The 20,349-nt window shown below is 62.3% G+C and carries 18 protein-coding genes and 1 pseudogene; 15 read left to right on the top strand and 4 right to left on the bottom strand.

The window, feature by feature from the left end; genetic code table 11:
• Positions 1-341: 341 nt before the first annotated feature.
• The 11 genes from QZ609_RS01870 to QZ609_RS01825 all read left to right on the top strand — a co-directional run bounded on the left by QZ609_RS01870 (position 342) and on the right by QZ609_RS01825 (position 13,057).
• Positions 342-1,592, top strand: a complete 1,251-nt coding sequence (locus QZ609_RS01870; RefSeq protein WP_295490262.1) for an ROK family protein — start codon at positions 342-344, stop codon at positions 1,590-1,592.
• Positions 1,579-3,132, top strand: a complete 1,554-nt coding sequence (locus tag QZ609_RS01865) for a sugar ABC transporter ATP-binding protein (RefSeq protein WP_295490259.1) — start codon at positions 1,579-1,581, stop codon at positions 3,130-3,132. Before QZ609_RS01870 ends, QZ609_RS01865 begins: the two co-directional genes overlap by 14 nt.
• Before the next feature lie 40 nt (positions 3,133-3,172).
• Positions 3,173-4,219 (top strand): ribose ABC transporter permease, encoded by a 1,047-nt coding sequence (locus tag QZ609_RS01860; protein ID WP_295490257.1) that lies wholly within the window; start codon positions 3,173-3,175, stop codon positions 4,217-4,219.
• Between the two features lie 82 nt (positions 4,220-4,301).
• Entirely contained in the window at positions 4,302-5,249 is a 948-nt protein-coding gene (locus tag QZ609_RS01855) for an ABC transporter substrate-binding protein (RefSeq protein WP_295490255.1), read from the top strand.
• Between the two features lie 156 nt (positions 5,250-5,405).
• Entirely contained in the window at positions 5,406-7,004 is a 1,599-nt protein-coding gene (pgi, locus tag QZ609_RS01850; protein WP_295490251.1) for a glucose-6-phosphate isomerase, read from the top strand.
• Between the two features lie 16 nt (positions 7,005-7,020).
• Complete coding sequence (locus QZ609_RS01845) at positions 7,021-7,953, top strand: carbohydrate kinase (RefSeq protein ID WP_295490324.1); 933 nt, start codon at positions 7,021-7,023, stop codon at positions 7,951-7,953.
• 5 nt (positions 7,954-7,958) lie between these two features.
• Positions 7,959-9,422, top strand: coding sequence for a glucose-6-phosphate dehydrogenase (zwf, locus tag QZ609_RS01840; RefSeq protein ID WP_295490248.1), 1,464 nt, complete (start codon positions 7,959-7,961; stop codon positions 9,420-9,422).
• 322 nt (positions 9,423-9,744) lie between these two features.
• The gene (locus QZ609_RS01835) at positions 9,745-10,836 is read left to right on the top strand and encodes a porin (RefSeq protein WP_295490323.1); all 1,092 of its coding nucleotides are present in this window, start codon (positions 9,745-9,747) and stop codon (positions 10,834-10,836) included.
• 93 nt (positions 10,837-10,929) lie between these two features.
• Positions 10,930-12,039 carry a hypothetical protein gene (locus QZ609_RS01830; protein ID WP_295490245.1) on the top strand — a complete coding sequence of 370 codons (1,110 nt, stop codon included), beginning with the start codon at positions 10,930-10,932 and terminating at the stop codon, positions 12,037-12,039.
• Positions 12,040-12,585: 546 nt separating this feature from the next.
• Entirely contained in the window at positions 12,586-12,891 is a 306-nt protein-coding gene (locus QZ609_RS26720) for a RidA family protein (protein WP_365900742.1), read from the top strand.
• Positions 12,872-13,057, top strand: a complete 186-nt coding sequence (locus tag QZ609_RS01825) for a phosphoribulokinase (RefSeq protein ID WP_295490243.1) — start codon at positions 12,872-12,874, stop codon at positions 13,055-13,057. Before QZ609_RS26720 ends, QZ609_RS01825 begins: the two co-directional genes overlap by 20 nt.
• Positions 13,058-13,158: 101 nt before the next feature.
• Here QZ609_RS01825 and QZ609_RS01820 read toward each other — a convergent pair whose 3' ends face one another.
• Complete coding sequence (locus QZ609_RS01820; protein WP_295490240.1) at positions 13,159-14,085, bottom strand: threonine/serine dehydratase; 927 nt, start codon at positions 14,083-14,085, stop codon at positions 13,159-13,161.
• 14 nt (positions 14,086-14,099) lie between these two features.
• The gene (locus QZ609_RS01815) at positions 14,100-15,071 is read right to left on the bottom strand and encodes a nitrilase-related carbon-nitrogen hydrolase (protein ID WP_295490237.1); all 972 of its coding nucleotides are present in this window, start codon (positions 15,069-15,071) and stop codon (positions 14,100-14,102) included.
• A 121-nt stretch (positions 15,072-15,192) separates the two neighbouring features.
• On the opposite strand from QZ609_RS01815, the gene QZ609_RS01810 reads away from it, so the two are divergent.
• Entirely contained in the window at positions 15,193-15,936 is a 744-nt protein-coding gene (locus QZ609_RS01810) for an IclR family transcriptional regulator (RefSeq protein WP_295490235.1), read from the top strand.
• Between the two features lie 489 nt (positions 15,937-16,425).
• On the opposite strand, the pseudogene QZ609_RS01805 reads toward QZ609_RS01810, so the two are convergent.
• Positions 16,426-16,685 (bottom strand): annotated as a pseudogene (locus QZ609_RS01805) (transposase); the annotation flags it as partial.
• Between the two features lie 63 nt (positions 16,686-16,748).
• Positions 16,749-17,390, bottom strand: coding sequence for an AraC family transcriptional regulator (locus tag QZ609_RS01800; RefSeq protein ID WP_295490233.1), 642 nt, complete (start codon positions 17,388-17,390; stop codon positions 16,749-16,751).
• Between the two features lie 253 nt (positions 17,391-17,643).
• Here QZ609_RS01800 and QZ609_RS01795 point away from each other — a divergent pair, with 253 nt between their 5' ends.
• The 3 genes from QZ609_RS01795 (at position 17,644) to QZ609_RS01785 (ending at position 20,259) form a co-directional block, all read left to right on the top strand.
• Complete coding sequence (locus QZ609_RS01795) at positions 17,644-18,057, top strand: cupin domain-containing protein (protein ID WP_295490231.1); 414 nt, start codon at positions 17,644-17,646, stop codon at positions 18,055-18,057.
• 54 nt (positions 18,058-18,111) lie between these two features.
• Entirely contained in the window at positions 18,112-19,476 is a 1,365-nt protein-coding gene (locus QZ609_RS01790; protein WP_295490227.1) for an MFS transporter, read from the top strand.
• Between the two features lie 69 nt (positions 19,477-19,545).
• Positions 19,546-20,259, top strand: a complete 714-nt coding sequence (locus tag QZ609_RS01785) for a GNAT family protein (protein ID WP_295490224.1) — start codon at positions 19,546-19,548, stop codon at positions 20,257-20,259.
• The last annotated feature ends 90 nt before the right edge of the window (positions 20,260-20,349 follow it).

Raw genomic sequence — 20,349 nt, 5'->3', positions numbered from 1 at the left:
GAGGCTGTCGGTCCATACCCCAGAAATGCGCCTCGCCGACGGCGCATGTTGGTGACCCAAAGATCCCTCGTGCTCGAGCCCGTTCGCGTCTGGTGGCTGGTCAACGACCATCCACAAGTTTGGCAAACGTAACGGGATACGTGCCACTCGGCCAAGCCGTCAATTCATGTGCCGGTGGGGCGAGGTCTCCAGAACGTTCAGCGTCGCGTTGGCCGGCGTTGGTGAGACGTCTCCCCCTTCCGGGATTCCCCTAGGCTGACATCTGTGTCGATATGTAATTAAATAAATCAAGATGATTTATTTATTGATGCCGGAAAACGGCGCGGCCCGGAGGAGACAGCATGAGAAGTCCGCACATCGGCCAGGGCAGCAACTCAGTCAACGTGCGCCGCTACAACGAGCGCCTGCTGCTCAAGGCGCTGCGGCGCGCTGGCAGCGCGTCGAAGGCTGACCTCGCGCGCCTGGCCAATCTCACCGGGACTGCGGTCGGCAGCATCATCACGTCACTTGTTGACGCGAAGCTCATCGAATTCACCGGCCGCCGCGTCGAAGGCCAGCGCGGCCAGCCTGCATCGCTGATCCGCCTCGATCCGCGCGGCGCGTTTGGCATCGGCGTGCGTCTGGACCGGATGCGGATCGAGACGGTTCTTGTCAACTTCGTGGGCGAAGTGCTCGGATGCCGCTCGCACGATACGCTGCTCCCGTCGCCCGCCACCGTGCTCGAAATCGTACGCCAGGACATCGACGCAATGCAGCAACTGCTGTCCGCGAGCGAGCGCCAGCGGCTCGCCGGCGTCGGTGTCGGGCAGCCATACAACCTGGGCAGCTGGCTGCGCGAGATCGGCCTTCCGGCCGACGCGTTCCGCGCATGGGCCGAGGTCGACTTCGCCGCCGAGCTTGGCCGTGCGATTGCGTTGCCAGTGTTCAGCGAGAACGACGGCAACGCAGCCGCGATTGCCGAGCTGTTCTACGGCTGCGGCCGCCAGCACGACAACTTCGTCTATCTGTTCCTTGGACCGGTGATCGGCGGCGGCATTGCGGTCGACGGCGATTGCCTGCGGGGGGGCACCGGCAACGCCGGCGACTTCGCGGTGATGCCCGTGCTGCCAAGCTGCCTGCCGTCCGCTCCCGCGCCAACCGGCGCGTGGGACATCCTGCTCACCCGCAGTTCGTTGAGCGCGCTGATTCGCCATTTGCGCTATTGCGGCGAGACTGTCGAGACCCGCGCGGATCTCGAAGCATGCATCACGCGTGGCGCGCGGGCCGTCGACGAATGGGTCGACGACTGCGTTGACGCGCTTGCCCCCGCGCTGCGCTCGGTGCTGTCGGTGATCGATTCGTCGGTCGTCGTGTTCGACGCCGACACCGACGCGGGCCTGATCGACACGCTGATGCGACGCCTGTTCGAGGCGCTTGCGGCCATCACGCCGGAAGCGCGCGGCATGCCGGAATTCGTTCGCGGTTCGTTTGGCCCGGACGCCGGCGCGATTGGCGCCGCGACGCTGCCGATGTTCTTCAACTTCTCGCCGCGTGCCGGCATCCTCCAAGGTGCCAGCGTGCAAACGCAGGAGGTCAGCTATGTTGCATTCTGAGGCGCTGCGCCCCTTGCTGGAGATGCGGGGGATCAGCAAGACGTTCCCCGGCGTGCGCGCGCTGGACAACGTCAGCCTGACCGTCTACCCCGGCGAAGTGCATTCGCTGATGGGCGAGAACGGCGCCGGCAAGTCGACGCTGATGAAGATCCTCTCGGGCGCATACCAGGCCGATCCGGGCGGCGAAATCATGATCGACGGCAAGCCGCTCGTCGTTGACGGCCCTCTCGCCGCACGCGACGCCGGTATTGCGGTGATCTACCAAGAGCTTTGTCTCGCGCCGAACCTCACCGTGGCGGAGAACATCTACGTTGGCCGCGAACTGCGTCGCGGCAACAGCCGTTGGGGCATGATCGACCGCCCCGCGATGGCGCGTGGCTGCATGGATGTACTCCAGCGCCTGGGCGCGAGCTTTGGGCCCGAAACGCTGGTCGGTACGCTGTCGATCGCCGAGCAGCAGCTGGTCGAGATCGCGCGCGCGGTGCACACGAAGGCGCGTGTGCTGGTGATGGACGAGCCCACGACGCCGCTATCGTCACGCGAGACCGAACACCTGTTCGCGCTGATCCGCCAATTGCGTGTCGAAGGCCTCGCCATCATCTACATCAGCCACCGGATGGACGAGATCTACGCATTGTCCGACCGCGTGTCGGTGCTGCGCGACGGCGCCTACGTCGGCTCGCTGGACCGCGAGTCGCTGTCGGCCGAGCGGCTCGTTGCCATGATGGTCGGCCGCGACATCTCCGGCTTCTACAAGAAGGAACACGCACCGTACGATCGGGGCCACCTGCTCTTGTCCGTGCGCGACGTCGCGGACGGCGCCCGCGTGCGTGGCTGCGACCTCGACCTGCACGCTGGCGAGGTGCTCGGCATCGCGGGCCTGGTCGGCGCGGGCCGTACCGAGCTTGCGCACCTGATCTTCGGAGGGCAACCGCGCACGCGCGGCGAGGTGAAGCTGGGCGACAAGACGTTCGGCGCACATTCGCCGCGCGATGCGATCGATGCAGGCCTCGTCTACTTGACGGAAGACCGCAAGCGCCAGGGCCTGTTCCTCGATATGAGCGTGCGCGACAACATCAATATTTCCGTCGCCAACCGCGATGCGCAAGGCGGCGTACTCAACCTCGCACGCGGCGCCGAACGCGCACGCGATGCGATCTCATCGCTGTCGATCCGTGTACCGCATGCAAATGTGAACGCTGGCGCGCTGTCGGGCGGCAATCAGCAAAAGGTGCTGCTGTCGCGCTTGCTGGAAACGAAGCCGCGCGTGCTGATTCTCGACGAGCCGACGCGCGGCGTGGACATCGGCGCCAAATCGGAAATCTATCGAATCATCAACCAACTCGCGCGCGCCGGCGTCGGCGTGATCGTGATCTCCAGCGAATTGCCCGAGCTGATCGGCATTGCCGATCGCGTGCTCGTGATACGCGAAGGCACGATTGCCGGCGAGCTCGGCGGTTATACCGGCCAGCCGATCACGCAAGAGGCAATCATCGCACTGGCCACCGGCTCGCAAACAGCGTTGGCGCAAGCGCACTGAATTGCGCCGCGAAGCGCCATCCCACCTACAGGTGAACGATATGAATCAGATCAAGCAGCGCGACCTCGCGCCCGCGCCCGCGCCCGCGCCCGCCGCCGCGGCCCCCGACCGTGCGTTGCAAGCACGCCTTGTAACGCATCGTGCTCGCATGCAATCACTGATGCGCACGGCCGGCATGCTGCCCGTGCTGATGATTCTCTGCATCGGCTTCGGCGTCATGACCGACGGATTCCTCACATTGCAGAACCTGTCGATCGTCACGCAGCAGGCGTCGATCAATATCGTGCTTGCCGCTGGCATGACTTTTGTGATCCTGACGGGTGGCATCGACCTGTCCGTCGGTTCGGTCCTCTCGGCCGCCGCGGTCGCCGCGCTCATCGCGTCGAACATCCCCGGCTGGGGCGGCCTTGGGGTGCCGGCGGCACTGCTCGTCGGACTCGGGTTCGGGCTCGTCAATGGCGTGCTCGTTGCGTTCCTTCGCCTGCCGCCGTTCATCGTCACCCTCGGTGCGTTGACCGCCGTACGCGGCATCGCACGCCTGATGGGCAACGACACGACCATCTTTAACCCGAAACTGCCGTTCGCTTTCATCGGCAACGACTCGATTCTGGGCGTGCCGTGGCTCGTCGTGATCGCCGTCGCGGTGGTTGCGGGCTCGTGGTTCATCCTGCGCCGCACCGTGCTCGGCATGCGCATCTACTCGGTCGGCGGCAACCCCGAAGCCGCGCGCCTAGCGGGCATCAACGTGCGGGCGATCGAACTCTTCGTCTATGCGACGTCGGGCCTGCTCGCCGGGCTCGGCGCGCTCATGTCGGCGGCCCGCCTCTATGCGGCAAACGGCCTGCAGCTCGGCCAGTCGTACGAGCTCGATGCGATCGCTGCGGTGATCCTCGGCGGCACGAGTTTCGTCGGCGGCGTCGGCTCGATCGTCGGCACGCTGGTCGGCGCGCTGATCATCGCCGTGCTGTCGAACGGCTTGGTGCTGCTGGGCGTGTCCGACATCTGGCAATACATCATCAAGGGCCTCGTCATCATTGGCGCGGTCACGCTGGACCGCTACCGTCGGCGCGAATCGGCTCGCACCTGATCGACTGCCCAATTTTTTCAATACCGGCGCCCACGCACGTCCACGTGTGCGTCTTAACCATGGACGATCCGGAGACAACAACATGCACAAGTTCAAGAGTAAGGTTTTGCAAGCTGGCATCGCATGCGCGATGGTGTTTGCGGGCGCCGGCGCTCACGCGGCAGATAAGCCGCTGAAGTCGGTCGGCGTGACGGTCGGCTCCCTCGGCAACCCGTACTTCGTCACCGTTGTAAAGGGGGCCGAGGCGCGCGCGAAGGCAATCAACCCGAACGCGAAAGTCACCACCGTCTCGGCGGACTACGACTTGAACAAGCAGTTCACGCAGATCGACAACTTCATCTCCGCGCACGTCGACCTGATCCTGTTGAACGCGGCCGATGCGAAGGCGATCGAGCCGGCCGTGAAGAAGGCGCAGGCAGCGGGTATCCCGGTCATCGCGGTCGACGTGGCGGCTGCCGGCGCCGACGCGACCGTGCAGACGAACAACGTGAAGGCCGGCGAGATGGCGTGCGACTACCTGGCGAAGAAGCTGGGCGGCAAGGGCAACGTGATCATCGAGAACGGCCCGCAAGTGTCCGCCGTCATCGATCGGGTGAACGGCTGCAAAGCGGTGCTTGCCAAGAATCCGGGCATCAAGCTCCTGTCCTCCGACCAGGATGGCAAGGGGTCGCGCGAAGGCGGCATGAGCGCGATGCAGGGTTACCTGACACGCTTCCCCAAGCTTGACGGCGTATTCACGATCAACGATCCGCAGGCCATCGGCAGCGATCTCGCCGCTAAGCAGCTCAACCGCAGCAACATCGTCATCACGTCGGTCGACGGTGCGCCGGACATCGAGACCGCGCTGCAAAGCAATACGCTCGTGCAGGCATCAGCCAGCCAGGATCCGTGGGCAATGGCGCAGAAGGCCATTGAGATTGGCTACGGCGTCATGAACGGCAAGAAGCCTGCCGACCCGATGGTTCTGCTCGATCCGCAGCTGGTCACGCGCGACAACGTGAAGACCTACAAGGGCTGGAGCGCGCACTAAGACACGCTAGCCAATGATTCTGGCGGTGCTGCGGCGCTTTTTCTGGGCGACGGGTATTGTCTGCGGCTCCGTCGGCCCGCCAGAACCGCTTTGCAGCGTTTTGACAACGCTTGCAACCCATCACAAGCCGCATTCTGGCTAGACGTTCAGACGACCATGCCCTTACTGACCCAGATGCCTGCGTGGCAAGCGCTCGCTAGCCATCGTGACGCGCTGTCCCGCATCTCCATCCGCGCGTTGTTCGCGCGCGATCCGGAACGCGCGGCAAAGTTTTCGCACGAGGCAGCGGGGCTCTTCGTGGACTACTCGAAGAATCTGATCGACGAGCATACGATTGCGTCGCTTATCGCGCTTGCGCGCGAAGCCGGCGTGGGTGCCTATCGCGACGCGATGTTCTCGGGCGAGCGGATCAATCGCACCGAGAACCGCTCGGTGCTGCACGTTGCGCTGCGCGATCGGTCGGGTCAGCCGCGCATCGTCGACGGCGTCGACGTAGCGCAACAGGTCGCGGCCGTGCTCGCCCGGATGCGCAGTTTCTGCGATGCCGTGCGTGCCGGCGTGTGGCGCGGCCACACCGGCCGCGAGATCACCGACATCGTCAACATCGGCATCGGCGGCTCGGACCTCGGCCCGAAGATGGTTTGTGAGGCGCTGAAGCCGTACGCGCATGAGCGGCTGTCGATGCACTTTGTGTCGAATGTCGATGGTGCGGACATCGCAGAGGCGCTCAAACGCCTGAACCCGCAGACAACGCTGTTCATCGTGTCGTCGAAGACGTTCACGACGCGCGAGACGCTCGCGAATGCACGCTCCGCACGCGCTTGGCTGCTCGCATCAGGGGCGCCCGAGGCCGCCATCGCAAAGCATTTTGTCGCGGTGTCGACGAACGCGGACGCGGTGGCGCAGTTCGGCATCGATACCGCGAACATGTTCGAGTTCTGGGACTGGGTCGGCGGACGCTACTCGCTGTGGTCGGCGATCGGATTGCCGATCGCGGTGCAGATCGGCATGGATGCGTTCGAATCGCTGCTCGATGGCGCGCACGCGATGGACCGCCACTTTGCCCAGACGCCGCTCGACAGCAATCTGCCGGTGCTGCTTGCGATGATCGGCATCTGGCATCAGAACTTCCTTGGTGCGACGAGCCAGCTCATCGCGCCGTACAACCACTATCTGCACCGACTGCCCGCATATCTTCAGCAACTCGACATGGAGAGCAACGGCAAGTCGGTGACGCTCGACGGCAAGCGCGTCGACCATGCGACCGGCTCGGTGATCTGGGGCGAGCCTGGCACCAACGGCCAGCATGCGTTCTTCCAATTGCTGCACCAGGGCAGGGCGCTGATTCCGGCCGATTTCATCCTCGTTATGCGGCCGCACCACACGCTCGACGCGCATCACGACATTCTCGTCGCCAACTGCTTTGCGCAGACCGAGGCGCTGATGAACGGCTCGCGTGCGACCGACGAACCGCATCGCAATTTTGAAGGCAACCGCCCGACCAATACGATCTGTCTCGACACGCTCGACCCCGCGTCACTCGGTGCGCTGATTGCGCTGTACGAGCACAAGGTGTTCGTGCAGGGCGTGGTCTGGGGCATCAACTCGTTTGACCAATGGGGCGTCGAACTCGGCAAGAAGCTCGCGGTCGCGATTGAACCGGAGCTTGCTGCGCCCGGCCCGGTCGAGTCACACGATGGCTCCACGAATCAACTGATCAACCGTTTCAAGGCGCGGCGCCGTGCCGCTGCCTGACTTGTCTGACACAACAATGAACCTGCCTCGACTGCTCGTCTTCGGCGAAGCGCTGACCGACTTTATCCGCGACGACGCTAATCATTGGCGCAGCCTTGCCGGCGGCTCGTGCTGGAACGTCGCGCGCGTGGGCGCGCGGCTCGGCGTGCCCACCGGCTTTGCCGGGACCGTGAGCAACGACGTGTTCGGCGACGAGCTGATGCAAAAGAGCGCCGAGGCCGGCCTCGACCTGCGCTTCATCCGGCAGGTCAACCGCCCACCGCTTCTGGCGATGGTCGTGTCGAAGCAGCCGCCCCAGTATTTTTTTATCGGCGAGCACAGCGCCGATCTCGCGTTCGATCCGTCCGAACTGCCCACAGGCGCGCTCGATGCGGCCGAAATCGTGCACTTCGGCTCACTCGGCCTGGTGCGCGAGCCGCTCGCCTCGCGCCTGATCGAAGTTGCGCAGACCGTGCGTGCGGCAGGCAAGCGGATCTCGTTCGATCCGAACTTCCGCGCGCCAATGGCCGAACCGGCGTATCGCACGACGCTACGGCGCATGGCCGGCCTTGCCAGCCACATCAAGGTTTCGGACGAGGATCTGCGCGGCCTCTTCCCCGACCTCGATGAAGCCGCCGCACTCGCGCAACTCCGCGAATGGGCGCCGGGTGCGGGCGTGCTCGTGACGCGCGGCGCGTCGGGCATGACGCTTTTTGAAGGCGACAACGTACTGTTCCAGCCAGCATTCCAGACCGTGGTCGCCGATACGGTGGGCTGCGGCGACGCAAGCGTCGGCGGCTGGATGGCGAGTCTGCTCACGCACCCGGAGGCTCCTGCGGCCGAGCATCTGCGCTATGCAGCCGCGTGTGCGGCGGTCGTCTGCGGGAATCCCGGCGCGTACGCGCCCACCGCTGCCGAGGTGGCGTCCCTACTCGACCCGGCGAGCCCCTCCACCCATCTGACGCGATAAACACGATGTCAGCCCGCTCCAGTTCCCTCGACTCGTTCGCATTCGTGCTCTTTGGCGGTACGGGTGACCTCGCGATGCGCAAGATCTTGCCAGCGCTGTACGCCGCGCACCGTGATGGGCTGCTCGCGCCCGATGGGCGGATCGTTGCGGTCGCGCAGAACCCGCACGACCAGGCCGGCTATCTGCGCTGGGTCAACGAATCGGTCAGAGCGCACGTAAAAGCCCTCCCAGGCGACGAATCTGCATGGCAGGGGTTCATCGAGCGGCTGACTTACGTTGAACTCGACGCGAGTCAGCCAGACGCGTTCTCGCGCCTGGGCGACGTGCTGGAGCGCATGCCAAACGGACGCATTTTCTATCTTGCAACGGGGCCGTCTCTGTTTGTGCCGATCTGCCGCGCGCTTGCGCAAATCGGCCTCGTGACGCCGTCGTCGCGCGTGGTGCTGGAGAAACCGCTTGGCTACGATTTCGCGTCGTCGGCCGCGATCAACGATGCGGTCGGCTTGATCTTCACCGAAGAGCAGATCTACCGGATCGATCACTATCTCGGAAAAGAAGCCGTGCAGAACCTGTTCGCGCTGCGCTTCGGCAACGTGATGTTCGAACCGTTGTGGCGCCGCGAATGGATCGACAACATCCAGATCACGGTCGCGGAAGAGCTTGGCGTCGGTGGCCGCGGAGCGTTCTACGATCAGACCGGCGCACTGCGCGACATGATCCAGAACCATCTGCTGCAGTTGCTCGCGATCGTCGCGATGGAGCCGCCGCAATCGATGGAGGCGGATGCCGTACGCGACGAAAAACTGCGGGTGCTGAGCGCGCTGAAGCCACTGTCGGAAGACGCGCTGCATCAGTGCGTCGTGCGAGGCCAATATCGTGCAGGCGCAATCCGCGGCACGGCGGTGCCAGGCTATCACGAAGAACCGGGCATCCGGCCCGACAGCACGACCGAGACGTTCATCGCGTTGAAGGCCGAAGTCGACAACTGGCGCTGGGCCGGCGTGCCGTTCTTTCTGCGTACCGGCAAGCGGCTTGCCGAGCGCATGGCCGAGATCGTTGTCACGTTCCGCCCGGTCCCGCATTCCGCCCTCGGGCCTGCGGCGCTACGTCTCGGCTCGAATCGTCTGACGATTCGGCTGCAGCCTGACGAAACGATCCGACTCAACACGCTCGCGAAACAGCCGGGGCTCGGGATGACGCTACAGGGCGTCCACCTCGATCTCGCGTTCGACCGCTTCTTCCAGCAGGATCGCATGGAGGCCTATCAGCGGCTGCTGCTCGACGTGATTGCCGGCCGGCTGGCGTTGTTCGTGCGGCGCGACGAGCAGGAGGCTGCGTGGCGCTGGGTTGCTCCGATCCTCGATGTGAAAACCGCGCCAAAGCCATATGCGGCCGGCACGTGGGGACCACCGCCGGCCAGCGCACTGCTTGCGCGCGCTGGTGTGTGCTGGGTTGAAGAGGAGGGTTAGTTTCGACCTTGCACCGGCCCATCCCCCACAACACTGTGCCATGCAGCACGCTACCCCATGCATGGCCGACTCGAACACGGCGGGGCGATTTGGGTGGGCGTTCCGGTTCCGTGTTGAGCGCGGGCCGATTTAAGACTTAGCAAACGACTTTCTGTTGTGCAGTCCGCGTGATGCAGCAATGCATCGCGCGGCGGGCGGAGCCATGCCCGTTTTTCGACTGCGCTGCCGTTCGAGCGGCGCACTAGCACGATTTAGCGACGATGCGTCGCTACCGCAAGGCAGGCGGATTACCTGCTTATTAGAGGAGATGGAGTCAATGCGTATGACGAATCGAACCCTGCGAATCGCCGATAGGAAGCTGGTCATGAGTGCTGCCATCGCGGCACTGTTGGCAGGCGCCAGCGGCCTTGCGGCAGCACAGAGCAGCGTCACAATCTATGGCCGAGTGGGCGGCGGCGTCGACTATACGAACAAGATTGCAACGCCAAACGGTACCGCCGGCAACCTGCAATACGGTGGCAATCAATGGGGGACCAGCATGTGGGGCCTGAAGGGCTCCGAAGATCTGGGTGGCGGGCTTAGCGCTGTGATGAATCTCGAGAACGGCTTCAACTCGGGCACGGGCAGATCTGACGCGCTCTTCAATCGCTACGCCGCCGTGGGGCTGTCGAGCACGACGTATGGCACGTTGTTGCTGGGCCGGGCCATGGGCATTCCCGATGGCGAAACGTGGTCGATCGATCCGATGGGTCTGCAGAACATGAGCGCAGCGACCCTGCAGGCCAACCGCACCTGGGGCTCGCGCACCAATGCGATCACCTACAACTCGCCGACCTGGGGCGGTTTCTCGTTCCGCGGGCAGGCTGGCCTGAACGGCACGGCAGGGAACTTCAACGCTGGCCGGCAACTCGCTGGCGCGGTGGCTTACCAGAGCGGCCCGTTGATGCTCAAGGCGTTCTACGAAGAAATTCGTGATGCCAATGGAGAGTTCACCGGGCTGTACACGGCTTCCCGCCTGTTCACGACGGGCGGCACGTACCAGATCGGCGACCTCAAGCTCTTTGGCGGCTACAGCATCATGCGCTCTGGCAGCCAAACCGTGGCGGACGCGGACAACCCGAACGGCGCGACGCGGCAGCAGACCTACTGGCTCGGCGCCAACTACCAGATCAGCCCGGCTGTGACGCTGATTGGCGGCGCGTTCCGGGCCAACCGCAACCAAGGCGCCGGCAATGGCACCTTGCTGACGGCAGGCGTCAACTACTACTTCTCGAAGCGGACGCTGCTGTACGGCACCATCGGCACCGTGATCAATGGCAGCAACGCGTCGTTCTCGGTGGAGGCGGGCGGTGGCAAGCCGACTCCGGGATCCAGCCAGCAAGGCGTCTACACCGGGATCATGCACTGGTTCTGATCTGAGCCTCAATGGTAGGGATGACGGAGTTGGCCGGGTCCAGGCCGGCTCCGGATTCCTTCAATGTGCCTGCGTGTCGCGTGATGTGCTTGCATGGGTGCGTTCGGCGGCGGCAAACGCAAAACTGACGCGCGAATTCTTGAATCACAAAAAACGTTCTGCCAATCGACCATGGAAACTGTCTGGCATCTCGAATGGACGCACGGCGCGTTCGATGTTTACGCGAAGGGCGGCATGCTCGGCGGCGCCGCGTTCATGGTTGGCGGGCGCGTCATCCGGCCGTTCTACGAAGCGCCCTGGCTCGGCGAGCCCGAGCCGCAGCCGCCTGGCCTGCTCGGCGTGATGCGCAACGAGTTTCCATGCGTGCCGTTTGGGGTGCCGTACTTGCCCGACGGCTTGCCGGCCGGCTGGCGCGAGGCGGTTGCAACGCCGGTTGTCGCGCAGGACACCGCGCTCGACGCAAGCGATGATCTTCAGCATGGCTACGGCTGCATCGGCGAATGGGCTCTCGTGCGGCAGACTGCGCATGAGATCGAGATCGCGCTCGACTACCCGGACGGCTCGCCGATCACCCGGCTGACGCGTGTCATCCGCGCCGATCCGCAGCGTCCTGCGCTCGATATCGTGCTACGAATCGACGCACGCGTCGACGCTCGCCGCCCCATGGGGCTGCATCCGAACCTCGCGCTACCCGCGCTGACCGGTGCGTTCAGGATCGAGCCAGGCGCGTTTCGCTTCGGTATGGTCCATCCGGGCGGCCCCGAGCGCGGCGTGTCGCGCGCTGCCGCAGGCGCGACCTTCGACGCGCTCGACAGCGTGCCGCTACGCGATGGCGGCACCGGCGCGTTCGACCGTCTGCCGCTTTGCGCTGCGACCGAAGAAATCGTGCAGCTCTGTGGGATCGGCGGCGCCGTCACACTCACCGACGATGTTGCGGGCACCGCGTATCGCCTCAGTTGGGACGCCGACAAACTGCCGTCGCTGCTGCTCTGGATCAGCAATCGTGGCCGCACGTATGCGCCCTGGAACGGACGCAACCTGTGCGTCGGAGTCGAACCTGTTGCGAGCGCATTCGAGCTTGGCTGTGCGGCATCGCTCGCACCGAATCCGATCAACGCACGTGGCGTGCCGACTGCGCTGTCGATCAGCGCGCAGCGGCCGACCGAGATCGCCTATCGGTTCGAAGTGCTCGATCACCATTGAGCGGCAAGCGGTCCGTCGTAGACCGCAATAAAGTTGTCACCGGCGGTTCGCTACGTAGGTGTCAAGACCGCCGAAACGGGGAACGTGTGAGCTGTTGTGGTCAAGCCGTTTTCAGCCGCTGGCCATTGAGAGCGGATTGCCGCTCGTTTTGCTGATCAACGCGCACATACGGTCATCCATCCGCTGTCGCTCCGACGGACTTTATTTTTAACGATCACTCTGATCCGTAAAAATAAAGTCTGTCTGGAAGGAGATTCCTAACTCATTGATTTCTAATGGGTTGCTGTGCTTAAAAAAGAGGCAGAAAGTCTGTCGGGACCCTTCTATTTGGCTCTGTGGATCGCGAGAAATTTAGCAATAGTCTGTCGAGGCCAGGCGTGGCAAGCCTTTGCCGGGAAGCCTGATTGAGGGAGTGCCCCATGCGCACTCTGATCGTTTGTTGCCACCCCGAGCACCCAAAGTGGGGCAAGACCACATCTGGAACGGCAATCGTGAAACGCTCGATAGGCAGGAGGCTCTACTTCCGCACGGCCTAGTGCGGTCAACCTGCTTCGTAACCTGGTCGCTGCTTGCGAAGGCGATCCCGAGCGGATCACTCGATGCGTCAAGCTGAACGGATTCGTGAACTGCTCTGCGGACTTTGTTCAGCAGCCTCAGGTGATCAATGGGGCATCAGATCTGCTGGTGAAGGTGCTAGGCGAGAAGGGGCAGCACGCGCGTAGCGCTGTTGGGGTCAACGTGCTTCCGTTCAATGCATCTGTCGAGGTCGAAGCAATTTTTGAAGTGATACGGCACGGGCGAGAAACCGGTATCGGCCGCGCTGGTCGAATCGGTGCTGTCGCGCCAGCTTGACGATCTGGAGCCAACACTGACGCGCCACGGCTACCGCATCAAGGGCCTGGTGGAACAGTTCGACGCCAAGCCGGCTGAGATCAAGGCGTTGTTCAGCAACTCGCTCGAACCGGTGCGGGCCGCAGCGCTGCGCGACAGGATGCTGGCGGCTGGTCTGCCGATCTGAGCCCCGTCATTTGCAGATAATGCTGGTCCGCGTGCTTGAAATGCAGGTCTCCGTCTGCCGCCCTCAGCAAATCGCGAAAGCCAATGTCGTCTGGATGCTCTTTATGCGAACGACGCTGGATCAGCGTTGCCTCCGCAGATGATCACGGCGATTTTCTCACCGGGCGAGCGAACATAAGCGCCCGAAACCAGCGCCGCGAAAGCGGTCGCGCCTCCGGGCTCCGAGGCGATCCTGAGCTTTTCCCACAGAACCCTCTGCGCATCGCGGATCTGCTCATCCGACACCAGCACGGAATCGCTCACGGCCGGAAGAAGAACGGAAAACGGCACATTGCCGATACGCTTGCACCCGAGAGAGTCCGCGGCAATGCCCCCCGTTTCGACGTCGACAGGCATGCGAGCCTGCAATGCGCGATTCAATGTTGGACATTGCTCCGGTTCGACAGCGACGACCTTTACCCGCCCAGAAAACCACGCTGCGATACCGCCAATAAAGCCGCCACCGCCAACGGAAACCAGCACGGTGTCGATGTCTGGTAGCTGCGCCTCGAGTTCCATCGCAATGGTTCCTTGCCCTGCTACCGTCGCGGCATGGTCGAACGCATGCACGCTCAGAGCGCCCGTTTCAGCGGCGCGCGCTTCGCTGGCCGCGAGTGCCTCGACATAGGTATCGCCGGCTACAACGACCTGCGCACCGAGATCCGTCAGCATCTTCCGCTTGAGCGCAGTCGCAAGGCTCGGCACATAGATCTCCGCACGGACGCCGAGCTTTTGCGCCGCGTAGGCGACGGCGATGCCGTGGTTTCCACCAGACGCCGCGATAACGCCCGAAGGAGGAATCGCCTCACTAAGCAGACGACTAAACGCACCACGTGGCTTGAACGAGCCGGTGACCTGAAGAGATTCGAGCTTCAGGAACGTGTCGCCGGGAACGTCGAACCAACTGTCCTCGAGCCGGATGACGGGCGTGGTACGAATGTACGGGGCGATACGCTGCGCGGCCTTGCGGATGTCTTCACTCGTGATCATTTGGGCAGATCCTCTCAATTGGCGTCATGTTCGCGCGTCGAAGGGATGACAGTCACCGGCGCCTGACGACGCTCGTCAACCGTCAGACGAAAAATGTCCGGGCGGCTGTAGTGGCCTGTCACGTCGAAATCAAACTTGCCCCGTGCAATGTTTCGCAGATCAATTTCTGCCGTGAGAATGGCTTCTTCGCCGAACGCTGGACCTGCCAGAATTTGCCCAAACGGATCGATGATGCAGCTTCCCCCAGCCTGAACCACCGTTTCGGGATCGTCCCCGAACAGACTTGTGTAGGTGTCAGGGAAATCGCCTCGCCGGAGAAACTGATTGCTGGCAAGGACATAGCATCGGCCCTCGATTGCAATGTGTTGCATCGACGCGACCCAACTCGGCCTGGAATCGGCCGTCGGGGCGCAGTAGAGCTGAATTCCCTTGGCATACATAGCGGTGCGCATCATCGGCATGTAGTTCTCCCAGCAGATCACGGCGCCGAGTTTTCCAAGTGCGGTGTCCAGTACGGGCATCGTTGAGCCGTCGCCATAACCCCAGATAAGACGTTCGGAACCGGTCGGCATCAGCTTGCGGTGTTTGCCGAGGAAATCCCCGGTCGGACCGAAAAAAAGAACACAGCAATAGAGCGTTCCCGCATCGCGTTCGATCACGCCGATCACCATATGAACGCCGTGACGCCCTGCAATTGCGGCAAGTTCGTCCACGCACGGCCCTGGTACGTCGATCGCCGATTCCCAATACTCGCGATAGGCGTCCCTCCCCTCGTCGCTGCGTCCGCCAACGTACGATCCAAACGCTTGCCCCTTGGGATAACCGCCCACGAACGCTTCCGGGAAAACGACCAGCCTGGCGCTTCGGGATACGGCAGAAGCAACCAGATCGTCGACCTTTGCCAAGGTTCGGCGTTGGTCAAAAGGAATGGGCGTTCCCTGGATGACGGAAGCGATCCATGGCGCCTCCATGTTCGACTCACTCATTGCTATCTCCTTGTGTATCAGTAGTGAACATGATAGTATCAGTATCGAACATGGTAGGCGCTTGCCCGATCTTAGGCAAGTGGCGCGTGTTCTTTTGCGTCTACTGTTGAGGAGAGGGGTGATGGGAGAGATTGCGACAGTCAATAGCGTTGACCACGCCATCCGTCTCGTCGAGTTGATGGCCAGTTCGGAGAACGTTCTTGGCGTCAGTCAGATGGCACAGTCTCTTGAACTGCCGCGGGCGACGGTTTATCGGCTGCTCAAGACGTTGGCCCAGCGGGAGTGGGTCATTCAGGACGACAAAACATATCGTCTGAGCTTTCGCCTGACAGGGCTTTTTCGTGGCGCTAGTGCGGGCGCGCAGGCGGCTTTGGCCGAGCAAGTGACGCCGCTATTGCATCGCCTGGTGAATGCAACGGGGGAAACGGCTCACTTTGCCGCGCTCGACGGCGATCGCGTCGTCTACCTTGCGAAGGTCGATTCCCCGCATCCCATTCGCATGTTTTCCCAGATCGGCTGGCGCGGACCGCTACATGCAACCGGTGTGGGCAAGGTCCTGCTTGCTTCGACAGAAGCGAAGTTGCTTTCGCGAGTTTGCGATCAGGGACTGGAGCGATTCACGCGAAACACGATCGTTGAAAAAGAGCAGCTCCAGGCAGAACTGGCGCAAATCCGCAAGCAAGGATATGCGCTGGATGCCGAAGAGCTGATCGACGGCCTGACGTGCGTTGCGGTGCCGGTGATGAGCGGAGAACAGGTCCGCGGAGCGATATCGGTTGCCGGCCCAACGGCCCGACTTGGGAATCCAAAAGCATTGGCAAAGATCCTGCAGGCAGCTGCGAAAACGTTGCCGACATCCTTGTAGTGCTCGACGCACTGCAATGGGTTCGTATGTCCGGTATCGAGCGCCTCGACCGTCCCCTACGAGGGTCGGCCGCTATTCGTAAATCATCCGCCACATCCCCGCCAAGCTACTGATTTGTATAAAAATCCGACGTCTCACATGGTCAAATTTCGGCGAGCTGCCTGTCGCGGCATACCGAGATAGCGGTGGCGCTGACAAGCCGAGCGAGCAAGGGCAGAGCCCACCGATGAACTGCCCCCGCACCCCATCTACGTCGAGACCAGACAACCACGTCTGCCCGGCGTTGGAGACTCCTACAGTGGCGGCCACGAAGCGCCGCCGCAGAGCGGGCAGCAGCAACACTCCCGCCGCCACCAGCAGCTACGCGGAGGACTGCCGCAGCACCTCGCTATCCAGCCCGATTGCCTCTCTCTTCAAGCAGCACGGAGCGATCGGCCTTTCCTTACACGCGGTTGAACTTCCAGAAGGTTCTGATATTGAGCGAGGAGAATGCGCCTCGGGGTCGATGCCATTGAGTTCTGCCGTGTTAATCAGGGGCTGTAGATGGCAGCCGCGCGTTCACCACCGGAGTCGGCGCCTGCGAACAGGTAATTTCGGGACCCAATGGCCACTCCACGCAGCGCGCGCTCGACCGGTAGGTTGTCGCCTTCTAGGCGCCCGTCGTCGCAATAGCGGGTGAGCTCCTCCCACCGAATCAGCGCATAGAGGATCGCCTGGCTCGTGTCGGATTTGCGAGAGAGCGTCTCCAGCGTGGCGCCCTGCCGCGCATGGGGCTCGAGCAAGGACATGGCGTGAGTTTGCCGGTAGTGTCGCTATGTTTCGATGTGACGCGTCTCGGTACCGAGTTGCCGCGCCTGCCCTGGCGTAAGGCCAAAGAACTCCCGAAATGCGGCACCAAAGGCCGCCACGCTCCGGAACCCTGCGATCGCGGCTGCTTTCGCAGGAGGAGCACCCACCGTCAATGCACTTAGGGCCTCTGTGAGGCGAGCTTGCTGTCGCCACTGACGGAAACTCAGTCCTGTCTCTACGCGAAATTTCCGCGCCAACGTTCGACTCGAAGCATTGGCCAGCTCCCCCCACTCTTCAAACGTTCTAGCATCGTCAGGTCGTTCTCGAAGCGCGGTAACAACTTTGCGTAGTCGCGGATCGCGGGGCAATGGCAATGCAAGCGGTAGCGGCGTGGCCCTCGCGATCTCGTCCAGAGCCAGTGCCGCCAGGTGGTACCCCCTGCCCCGGGGCGCCCACTCATAAGGTTCGGCGCAAGCAGCAACAATGACCTCGCGCAGCAACGCGGACACGGCAATGACTTTGGGCTCGGTCCCGATCTTGGCCGCGGCGTCCTTCCTGAGAAAAAGCTCGCGCATGGCGACCGGTCCATCCATGCTCACGGCGTGCTCGGCATCTGCGGGCAGGAACAGGGCCGTCGTCGGCGGAATGATGAAACTCGAACCCATGGTCTCCACCCGCATGACCCCCGAGATTGCATACAGCAGCTGCGCTCTCGCGTGATTGTGAAAACCGGATGACGTACCCGACCCGTAGTCGCAAGCGAACCCAACAATGGGGCGCCGGGCGCTCTCGAAGGGGGGCACTTGGGTGTGTCTCATTGGCGATAGAAATTGGCCAGTTATCTCCGAATGAACAGCTTAAGGTTGCCATGTTCCAGATGCAAGCAGGAACGTTCAACCACTGTGAGGAAAGAGAGCGATGAGCACCGGACTGTTCAAGGAGATTGGCTTTATCAAAGCGGACCAGTTGGAGATGGGTCCGCACACGCCAGGCCAAGTGCGCAAGAAAGCACTGGAAGTTGGGGATCTGTGGGTTGGCCAATGCCACGTGACGGCGTTGGATGCACCAAGCCAATGGCACCACCACGAAGAGTTCGACAGCGTGATGTTCATGCTGTCCGGGCGCATTCGCGTGGACTACGGCGAAAACGGGGTGCAGTCCTTCGAGATCGGCAAAGGCGACTACGCGTACTTCCCCCGCCGAGCCATTCATCGATGCCAGATTCTGGAAGGCGGGGACAGCGTCCACTACGTCTTCGTTCGCGTTGGCGAAGGGGAAACGGTCGTGAACTATGACGGCCCAGGCATGTTTGCGCCGGCAAAGAGCAATTAAAGCGCAGAAGGCTTACAGAGATCAGCCTCAAAGACGAGAAGCGACGAGCGGGACGTGCCGCTTCTCGACTTACGCATAACGACAGGGCGCACACGCAACCCACAGGCGCGCGGGAGCGTTCCCAAAGGAGGAAACACGGCCGAAGCTACCATCTGCTTTGGAGCAATCCAGACACGCTCAACCACTGCAAGAGGCACCATCGTCGCGGCGACGCTGGGGAACATCTTGGAGTGCTTCGATCTGTACATCTACGGCATCATGGCTGGGACCATTGCCAAGCTGTATTTCCCGGCGACCAACGACACTGCATCCCTGCTGCTGTTCCTTGGGACGTTTGGTGTCACGTTCGTTATGCGGCCGTTGGGTGCCATCTATCTGGGCAATCTCGGCGACCGTCTCGGCAGAAGGCAGGTGATGAGCCTATCGCTGCTGTTCATGACAGTGGGCATGCTGATCGTCGCGCTGACGCCCACCTACGCCGCCATTGGCGTGGCGGCTCCCATCCTGATCGTTGGCGGGCGCATGCTGCAGGGCTTCTCGGCGGGGGGAGAGTTCGGAAGCGCGACGGCGCTATTGGCTGAGCACAATCCACATCGGCGTGGCTTTATCGCGAGCTGGCAAACCGCAACGCAGGGGCTTGCCATGATGATGGCGTCGGGGTTCGGCGCGCTCCTGGCCTGGTCGCTCACACCGGACCAATTCAGCAGTTGGGGGTGGCGCGTCCCTTTCGTCTTCGGCGCCCTTCTTGGTCCGCTCGGCATGTACATCCGTCGCGCCACCAATGAATCGACAGAGTTCACGGGGATCCAGCCGGCAAAGCACCCTATGGCAGCGATGCTCAAGTATGAGAAGGTGCGTGTCCTGATTTCGGCCGGCTTGATCATCGTGGCCACTATCACGATCTGGATGTCGGTGTTCATGCCGACCTATGCTGCGAAGCAATTTCATGTCGACGCCGCTACGGCATTTGTCGGAACAGTCATGACGGGTGGGGTCATTTTTCTGCTCTCCCCGTTGATTGGCTTACTCTCCGACCACATCGGCAGAACGAAGACCATGATTGCCGGTGCCGTTGCCACATTCCTGCTGGCGTATCCGGCCTTTGCGCTGCTCCAGCAATCTCCTTCGTTGGCAACACTGATCACGGTCCAGAGCCTCCTTGGCCTGCTGATTACGCTTTATTTCGCTCCACTGCCTGCCCTAATGGCGGAAATTTTTCCCGCGAACATGCGCACGAGCGGGCTATCCCTGAGCTACAACCTCGGCGTGACGCTATTCGGCGGATTCGCTCCATTCGTCCTGACAGGTCTGGGTTCCATCACAGGCGACCCGCTTTCCCCAAGTTATTACGTGATGTTTGGGGCAATCGCCAGCGGCTGGGCTATCTGGGGCGCAAGGCGTCGTCTAAATCTTCAGTAAGTTTCTTTACAACCTCTCGCAGCCGCATCCATCGCAATGGGGCGGCTGATTCTGAACTGCGGAGTCTTTATGTCTATCCTGTTGAATGAATTCCAGCAACCCATCGGCACCCCTCTACCTGGTTGGACAGCTCGCCGGCCTCCCGAGCGGGTTACCCTTACTGGCAGACTTTGCAAGGTGGAGCCTCTTGACGCGGCTCGACATGCCTTGGACTTGCACACCGGTTATGTGCTCGCGACGAACAATCAAGATTGGACTTACATGACAATGGGCCCATTTCGGAGCGCGGATGATTACCGCTCGTACGTCGAATCCATCGTCAGCAGCTCCGATCCCATGCACTTTGCCGTTGTGGATATCGCGACTCAGCGAGCAGTGGGTACGTTGGCGCTCATGCGGATCGATGTCGCAAACGGAGTCATCGAGGTCGGCAGCGTCATGTTCTCGCCGTTGCTGAAGCGCACGCCTCTATCAACTGAAGCGCAGTACCTTTTGATGAAGTACGTCTTTGAGGATCTCCAATACCGCCGATACGAATGGAAGTGTGATGCCTTCAATGAGCCGTCCCGACGCGCGGCAGCGCGCCTCGGATTCCAGTTCGAGGGTGTATTCCGCCAAGCTGTCGTCTACAAGGGCAGGAGCCGAGACACTGCGTGGTTCTCAATCATTGATGCTGAATGGCCCGCACGCCGGAGTGCTTTCGAGCGTTGGCTGGATCCCAAAAACTTCGACCAAGAGGGCAAGCAATTGAGCTCTCTTGATGAAATGGCGGGCGACAATTGAGCGGAGAGCCACAAAGCACTCCTGATGCGGATTGGAGCGGCCCCCTGAGTCTCGGGACATGAGGACCTGCGTGAACAGCAGGTTCATAGG

This window comes from uncultured Ralstonia sp., from assembly GCA_913056305.1.
Lineage (GTDB): Bacteria > Pseudomonadota > Gammaproteobacteria > Burkholderiales > Burkholderiaceae > Ralstonia.
Note: the sequence above shows the minus strand (reverse complement) of the source record. Positions and strands in the feature narration are given on the sequence as shown.